The 6702-nt window shown below is 60.5% G+C and carries 8 protein-coding genes and 1 pseudogene; 2 read left to right on the top strand and 7 right to left on the bottom strand.

Annotated features, from left to right (window positions below; all coding sequences use genetic code 11):
* Positions 1 to 155: 155 nt before the first annotated feature.
* Positions 156 to 443, top strand: coding sequence for a stage VI sporulation protein F (locus tag BM235_RS28010; RefSeq protein WP_090117554.1), 288 nt, complete (start codon positions 156 to 158; stop codon positions 441 to 443).
* 412 nt (positions 444 to 855) lie between these two features.
* Here the strand turns inward: BM235_RS28010 and BM235_RS28005 are convergent, their stop codons facing one another.
* The 6 genes and pseudogenes from BM235_RS28005 to BM235_RS33025 all read right to left on the bottom strand — a co-directional run.
* Positions 856 to 1545 (bottom strand): SOS response-associated peptidase, encoded by a 690-nt coding sequence (locus tag BM235_RS28005; protein ID WP_090117553.1) that lies wholly within the window; start codon positions 1543 to 1545, stop codon positions 856 to 858.
* Positions 1546 to 1698: 153 nt separating this feature from the next.
* Positions 1699 to 2232, bottom strand: coding sequence for a YhjD family protein (locus BM235_RS28000; RefSeq protein ID WP_177244295.1), 534 nt, complete (start codon positions 2230 to 2232; stop codon positions 1699 to 1701).
* Complete coding sequence (locus BM235_RS27995; protein ID WP_090117552.1) at positions 2229 to 3488, bottom strand: DNA polymerase IV; 1260 nt, start codon at positions 3486 to 3488, stop codon at positions 2229 to 2231. The genes BM235_RS28000 and BM235_RS27995 overlap by 4 nt, the downstream gene beginning before the upstream one ends.
* Positions 3478 to 3684: a hypothetical protein gene (locus BM235_RS27990; protein WP_090117551.1), complete on the bottom strand. Its 207-nt coding sequence runs from the start codon at positions 3682 to 3684 to the stop codon at positions 3478 to 3480. Before BM235_RS27990 ends, BM235_RS27995 begins: the two co-directional genes overlap by 11 nt.
* A 575-nt stretch (positions 3685 to 4259) precedes the next feature.
* Positions 4260 to 4418 carry a hypothetical protein gene (locus BM235_RS31790; RefSeq protein ID WP_255374637.1) on the bottom strand — a complete coding sequence of 53 codons (159 nt, stop codon included), beginning with the start codon at positions 4416 to 4418 and terminating at the stop codon, positions 4260 to 4262.
* Positions 4411 to 4574: pseudogene (locus BM235_RS33025) on the bottom strand (extracellular solute-binding protein); the annotation flags it as partial. The pseudogene BM235_RS33025 and the gene BM235_RS31790, both read right to left, overlap by 8 nt.
* 138 nt (positions 4575 to 4712) lie before the next feature.
* Between BM235_RS33025 and BM235_RS27980 the strand changes: the two are divergent.
* Positions 4713 to 5735: a formylglycine-generating enzyme family protein gene (locus BM235_RS27980; RefSeq protein ID WP_090117549.1), complete on the top strand. Its 1023-nt coding sequence runs from the start codon at positions 4713 to 4715 to the stop codon at positions 5733 to 5735.
* A gap of 92 nt (positions 5736 to 5827) precedes the next feature.
* Here the strand turns inward: BM235_RS27980 and BM235_RS27975 are convergent, their stop codons facing one another.
* Complete coding sequence (locus BM235_RS27975; protein ID WP_090117548.1) at positions 5828 to 6493, bottom strand: TetR/AcrR family transcriptional regulator; 666 nt, start codon at positions 6491 to 6493, stop codon at positions 5828 to 5830.
* Between the last annotated feature and the right edge of the window lie 209 nt (positions 6494 to 6702).

The raw sequence follows: 6702 nt of genomic DNA, 5'->3' as shown, positions 1-6702 counted from the left end.
GGAGGCTTCTTTGTGTTAGTTCAAAAACAGTATAGCAATAACGATGCCGCAATCCAACCACATAGGGTTGACAAACATTAGCTGGTTTTTGCGCAGACATTTCCCTTCGGCTGCCGCATACAATATAGGAGCCTCGCGAAGGGAAGTGGGCAGCCGTGAGTTGGCAAAAGTTCGGCATCCGGCCGGATCTGGTGGAGCGCGTTAAGGTGAAGATGAAAAATCCGGCCACGAAGGATAGAGTCAAGGCGCTGCTGGACGGCGTGACGAAATTCGATCTGCAGGACCGCTCCAAAGTAAAGCGTCTCGTCAAGTCGTCCGCCAAAGTGCTCGGCGAGCCGCTGACCGATCTGCAGGAGGAACAACTGGTAAACTTCGTCATCGCCCAGAAGATCGATCCGAAGAGTACGCTCCATCTGATCAAGCTGTGGGCGATGTTCCGGTAGCGAGCGGCGAAGGCTTGATCGGCCGATCGCCTGCACTTCGGCAGGCGGTGCGTCGCGCTGCGGCTCGATGGGCCAATCGCCTTCTGCATGGAAGGCGATGCATCGTATGGCGGACTAATAGGCCCGATCGCCTTCTGTATAGCAGGCGGTGCGTCGCGCTGCGGCTCGGTGGGCCAATCGCCTCCTGTATAGCAGGCGATGCGCCTCGTCACCTTCTGCATGGAAGGCGATGCATCGTATGGCGGCGCGCTAGGCCTGATCGCCTTCTCTACAAGAGGCGATGCGCAGCGTGGCGGACTAATAGGCCCGATCGCTTTCCTTCCGAGAGGCGATTGGCGCCTTCATTCCAAAAAGACCCTGGTTCCCGATCAAACTCGGGAATCAGGGTCTTTTTGGCATTCGCGCGAGCTCCTTAGAACAGCTCGCCTTGCTCCTCGTCCGGCAAGAGACAGCCCGGATCGTCGTTGGCGACGTTGCCGACCTTGCGGTTCGCCGGGTCGACGGCGAGCTCCGCCGGATCCAGCGGAATCGCCAGCTGCAGCACCTCGTCGGAGCGCTGGATGCTGCGGTCGAGCCACGCGGCCTCGGCCCGCCGGTTCAGGATGATGGGTACGCGATCATGGATTTCCGCGAGATGTCCGTGCGCCGGCGCGGTCAAAATGGCGCAGGTGCTCAGCCGCGATCCGTCCGGAGCGGTCCACGATTCATAGATCGCGGCCATGCTGAACAAGGCCCTGTCCTTGCGACGGATACGCATCGGGCGTTTGCCGTCCGCGGTCTGCCGCCATTCGTAATAGCCGTCGGCAGGGACAAGACACCGCTTGCGGCGCAGCGCCTCGCGGAAGGCAGGCCGCTCGGCGACGGTCTCGACCCGGGCGTTCAGCATTTTGCTGCCGACCTTCGGGTCCTCGGCCCAAGGGGGCACGAGCCCCCACTTGAGCAGCCCGAGCCGGTTGCGGGTGCCGTCGTTCACGATCGCCGGCACCATCTGCCCGGGCGCGATATTGTACCGGGGGCCGTAGGGCGAACCGGCGGAGTCGTCGGCCGCATAATAAGCGAGCAGTTCTTCGAACGAAATCGTGATCGTATAACGTCCGCACATCCGCGTGCAACCCTCTTTCTTCTCGCGCCAAGGCGGTCCTCTTTGGGAAGTAGTATACCGCAACGGCCGCCGAATGCGAAGGGGAGGGAACGGTGAAGACGACTATCAGGAACCATGAAGAACCATCCGCGGCGCCGCCAGCGGAGCGCAATCTTAAGGCGTTCCTTTAGCGGCCACGGGGGAACGGCGGGCCTCCCGGGCTTCCTTGCTGTCGAGCTGCCGCAGATGCCGCGTAATCTCGCCCATGTATCGCGCGAGCTGCATGCTGATCTCCGAGCGGAGCACCTCCCGGACGATGCCGAAGCGTTCCTCGTAGCCGCGGCATACGTAGCGATGGTAAATAACGAGGTCGACCTGCTCGTCGCTGTTCAGCAACCGGATGCGGCGGCTGCTTAATTCCCGGCGGAGCTCGTGGAGGTCCCGGGTAATCAGGTTGAGCAGCACTTGAGCTCCAGCCAGGGTCACCCGGCTCAGCAGATTGCCCGAGCGCTCGCCCTCCTCCATGGCCCGCTGTACCATCGTGAGCATATGCGGCAGCACGATGACGTCGCGGATCATCCGCAGTTCGTCCGCGGTCGGATGACCGGACGTCTTGGGGGAGACGGCATGCTCTTCTTCGTACTGTTCGTGATGTTCGGTGAGCAACAGCTTCGAGTTCCAGCGGTCGTTGCCGTCGAGTTTGCTCATTTGTAGTGTCCCCCGATCTGCTCGGCCCGTTCTCTGGCCACGCCTGCCTCCAGCAGCGAGGAGGCACGCATGATGGCATCGCTCCCGTAACGGTCCTTGATGTAATCCGTCGCCCGCTCCATCCGCAAAATGGCCTGCCGGTCCTCGAACAGGTCGAGCTGGTCGACGCCTTCGTCCGACAGCCCGCCGAGCGAGATGGTCAGACGGCTGACCGGCATGCCGCTCCAGTGCTCGCGGAGCAGCTTCAGCGCCGCGGCCGCCACCTCGTGCGTGAGCGCGGTCGGCTGCAGCAGCTTCGTCTGGCGTCCGAACCAGGACGAGCGCGTCCCGTCCGTCTCCGCGGCCCCGACCGAGACGACGCTGCCTCTGCACTTGTGCCGGCGCGTGCGGCGGCATACCTCGACGACGAGCTCGAGCAGGACGACCTCGATATCCTCGAGCTTGCGGTAAAGGCCGCTGCGCAGCGCCTTGCCGTGGCTGATCGACTTGAGCTTGTGGCGGATGCCGGCTACGACCGGGCTCGGGTCGATGCCTCGCGCGGTCTGCCAGTAATATTCGGCCTGAATGTCGCTCTGCTTTTTCATCTCGCGGCGCATTCGCCGCTTGAAGTCGCCCAGCTCGAGGCGCGCGATGTCCCCGATCTCGGCGAGGCCCATGCGGGTGAAGTGACGCGTCATGCGGGAGCCGACCATGAACATGTTGTGGACGGGGAGCTTCCAGAGGGTGTCCTCCAGTTTGTCGAAGGACAGCGTGGAAACGCCCTCGGGCGTTTTTTTCGCATAGTTGTCCAGCGCCATCTTCGCCAGAATCTTCGTCGGGCCGACGCCGACGCGGACATTGATATTGGTGGAGAGCTTCACGTGATTCCGGATCAGCTCGGCGATCAGCTCGGGCGGCCCGTAAGCCGGGATCGAGCCCGTGACGTCGAGGAACTGCTCGTCGATGCTGTACGGCTCGACCTGATCCGTGAACGCTTCGTAGATCTGCGTCATGAACAGCGAGATGCCGATGTAGGTCTGCATCCGCGGGCGGATGACGATCAGATCCGGACACTTGGCGAGCGCCTCGCCGACCCGTTCGGCCGTCGTGACGCCCTTGGCCTTGGCGATCGGGCAAGCCGCGAGGATGATGCCGGAGCGCCGGGCGGGATCGCCGACGGCGACCGGCTTGTTCATCAAGCCGGGATGTCGCGCCTTTTCGATGGATGCGTAAAAGGACTGGCCGTCGATCAGGAAAATCGTTCGCTCATGAGGCATGGTGCTTCACCGGCCTGGCGCCGAGGATGCGGCTCGCCGACAGCGTGCGGAACGCGCGCTTCCCCCAATCGAGCACGCGCACCTTGCCCCCGCGTACCGAGAATACGGCGACGACCCGTTGCGTAAAGCGCCCCTTGCTGTCCTCGTAAATGATTTCCACGCTTTGCCCGACGTACTTTTCGATGTTGACCGGCATGGCGACTCCTCCTTGAGCCTCGGAGAGACGAGGTTAATTACAGAACATTTGTTCTTATATTAATACGAACTAGCGTTCCCTTACAAGGGCTAAATTATACCGGTTGTCCGACTCCGGGGGGCCCCCCCCTGGGTGGTGTCATATTTCTTGCGAATGTTAGCAAAAATAAAGATAGTAAAAATTCAAATATGCAGATTTTTTTTATGAAATGCCTTATTTGAAGCAGCAAGCTAAGAAATTCTATACTAGCAAGCGGTTCTTCGCCGTTGCTATTCTATTCAATCCTAGGCACTGGCCGCCCGGGGCCTCTAGCATAAGGAACGACCAGTTCGAATTGAGAATCAGAAGCACTTCGCAAATGCTGCAGGGATGGGTCTCCGGAGTTATATTCGCACGGATTTGCTCGGCCATCGGCTGCTCCAACAGTCCATCCTTCGTCATCTTATATGGGTTATTTTTCTATTTTGCGGTGCGGCTGTCTATTGCAAAGCTTGAAGCCGCCGGCATAACCAATGAACGCCAGGGCAATGAGCCCTGACGTTTATTCGCAATGGGACGTGATCCCGCCGGAGCGGTTATTGCCTGACGATATCTTGCACGGACTTGTCGAGCTTCTCGAGCAATTGATCGCGGCTGATCGATCCGCCGAGGTATTCCTGCATGGCGGCGCTGAAGCCTTGCGTTACGCCGTCCGGGAAGAGGGACCAGTACCAGCCGAGCGCGGTTCGGCTCATCCGTGATGCCGGCTTTGGCGAACAGGTCCTTGTTGTAGATGAGCCCGTAGCCTTGACGTTCATCGGCAGGCCGTACAGCTTGCCGTCGACGGTAGTGGGCTCTTTGGCCGATTCGATCAGATCTTTGACCCATGCTTCGCCGGACAGGTCGGTCGCGCGGTCAAGGTACAGCTTAAGCGCGGTATAACCGTGTGCCCTTTACAGGCTGTAAATGCTTAGTATAATAACAATAAGCGTCCGGAGCGAAGGATGGGATGCGGGACCAGGCCAACATCACAGAGAAGAGGAACCGACATGAATGAAGAGAATGCCGGGAAGGCGGAGCTTCCCGCCTGCTGCGCGGCAAGCCGCGGGGACCAGGCGGCCGGAAGCAGGAGCCCCGCAAACGTCGGCCTTGAATCTTTGTCGCTACGGAAACGGGAAATACCTGTCTCCCCCCAGCCTGAAGCGGACACGGCTGCCGAGCGGCCGATGATCCTGCTGCCCGGCGGCGTCTTCCGGATGGGAACCGAAGACAAGGACGGGTTCCCGATCGACGGAGAAGGGCCGGTGCGCGAGGTGGAGCTCGCCCCGTTCTATATCGACCCGTATGCCGTCAGCAACCGGGACTTTCAGCAGTTCGCCGACGCGACCGGCTATGTCACTGACGCCGAGCATTACGGCTGGTCCTATGTGTTCCACCTGTTCGTCTCCGAGGAGACCGCCCGTACCGTGACCCGTACCGTGCAGCGGACACCGTGGTGGTGGGTGGTGGAGGGAGCCGACTGGCGGCATCCGGATGGGCCGGATTCTACGATTGAGGACCGGCTAAACCATCCCGTCGTCCATGTGTCGTATGAGGATGCGGAGGCGTACTGCAAGTGGGCGGGCAAGCGGCTTCCCACCGAAGCGGAATGGGAATATGCCGCACGCGGCGGCCTGGACGGCCGGCGCTATCCCTGGGGCGACGAGCTGAAGCCGAACGGGGAGCACCGCTGCAACATCTGGCAAGGCAAATTTCCGACAGTCAATAACGCAAGCGACGGCTACGCCGGAACGGCGCCGGTCGACACCTATCCGCCGAACGGCTACGGTCTGTATAACGTCGTCGGCAACGTATGGGAGTTCTGCTCCGACTGGTTCAGCCCCGACCATCACCGCACAGCCTCCCGGGTGAACCCGCAGGGTCCGCCGCGGGGCCAGAGCAAGGTGATGAAGGGCGGCTCGTACCTGTGCCACCGCTCTTACTGCAACCGGTACCGGGTAGCCGCCCGCAGCGCCAATACGCCGGATAGCTCGGCGGGGAATATGGGGTTCCGCTGCGCGAAGGATGCATAGGTGCCCGGCCGGCAACGACAAAGGGGCGTCTCTGATCGCAGAGACGCCCCTTTGTCGTGATTGTCCAAGGCTCGGGGCTCCCGAATTGCCGGTCAGCGGTGGACAAACACGTACGGGTCGGGCGCCGTCTTTGCAAACTCGGCCAGAAACAGCGTCAAATAACGGACGACCTGCTCCGGCTCGATGCCCCATTGCTTCTGGATGAGATGGCCGCGCACGGCCATGCGCTGCAGCAGGCTGAGCACGGAATGCGTGAACATCTCGGACAGGAGGTCCGGATCGAATTCCGGGCGCAGCGATCCGTCGCGTATGCCCTCCCGGATCACGTCCCGGAAATCGATGAAGCCATGCTGCAGCGCCGCCCTGTATTTCAGCCGAAACTCTTCGGACGGGAAGTTGACGCGGTAGTGATGGTCGAACATGGCCACGAACCGGATTTCCTCCTTCAGGTCGCGGAACACGTCCAGCAGGCCCTGCATCATGAGCGTCAATTTCTCTGCGCCGCTGCTGCCCGCCTGTCCCGTGCGATTCATGTGCGCATTCACCTCGTACAGACACCGGACCTGCAACTCGAAGCCGATATCCTGCAGGGAGTTGAAATATTTATAGAGGGTAACGCGGCTGACGCCGGTCTCCGCGGCAATATGCCCGAACGTGATCTCATTCCAATCCTTCTCCAGAAATAATCGACGGGCGGCTTGCAGAATGTCCTCTCTGCGTTTGGCGCGGTTCTCGTCAATCGCCTCTTTGTTGTTCATGCCGTCTCCATCCCTTCGATGAATTCCTCACAGTTGGTCCATCGGTTTCCTAAGGCTCCCCCTATCATAGCCAAAACCCCCGCGTACGGAAAGCGCATGCATGACCTTATCACGAAAATGAGGGGTTTACAACGTGTAAAGCCCATTGTATGATAAAGGCAACCGATCGGGTAGGAATATTGCTTCTATCCCGAGCAACCGTATTTGAA

Source organism: Cohnella sp. OV330 (genome assembly GCF_900112065.1).
Taxonomy (GTDB): Bacteria; Bacillota; Bacilli; order Paenibacillales; family Paenibacillaceae; genus Cohnella.
This window is presented reverse-complemented; position numbering and strand designations above follow the sequence as displayed.

Coding starts and splice junctions, on each gene's coding strand:
- BM235_RS28000 (WP_177244295.1), bottom strand. CDS start 2,232: ATGAGCAAACTCGACGGCAACGACCGCTGGAACTCGAAGCTGTTGCTC.
- BM235_RS31790 (WP_255374637.1), bottom strand. CDS start 4,418: ATGAGCCGAACCGCGCTCGGCTGGTACTGGTCCCTCTTCCCGGACGGC.
- BM235_RS27995 (WP_090117552.1), bottom strand. CDS start 3,488: ATGCCTCATGAGCGAACGATTTTCCTGATCGACGGCCAGTCCTTTTAC.
- BM235_RS27980 (WP_090117549.1), top strand. CDS start 4,713: ATGAATGAAGAGAATGCCGGGAAGGCGGAGCTTCCCGCCTGCTGCGCG.
- BM235_RS28005 (WP_090117553.1), bottom strand. CDS start 1,545: ATGTGCGGACGTTATACGATCACGATTTCGTTCGAAGAACTGCTCGCT.
- BM235_RS27975 (WP_090117548.1), bottom strand. CDS start 6,493: ATGAACAACAAAGAGGCGATTGACGAGAACCGCGCCAAACGCAGAGAG.
- BM235_RS27990 (WP_090117551.1), bottom strand. CDS start 3,684: ATGCCGGTCAACATCGAAAAGTACGTCGGGCAAAGCGTGGAAATCATT.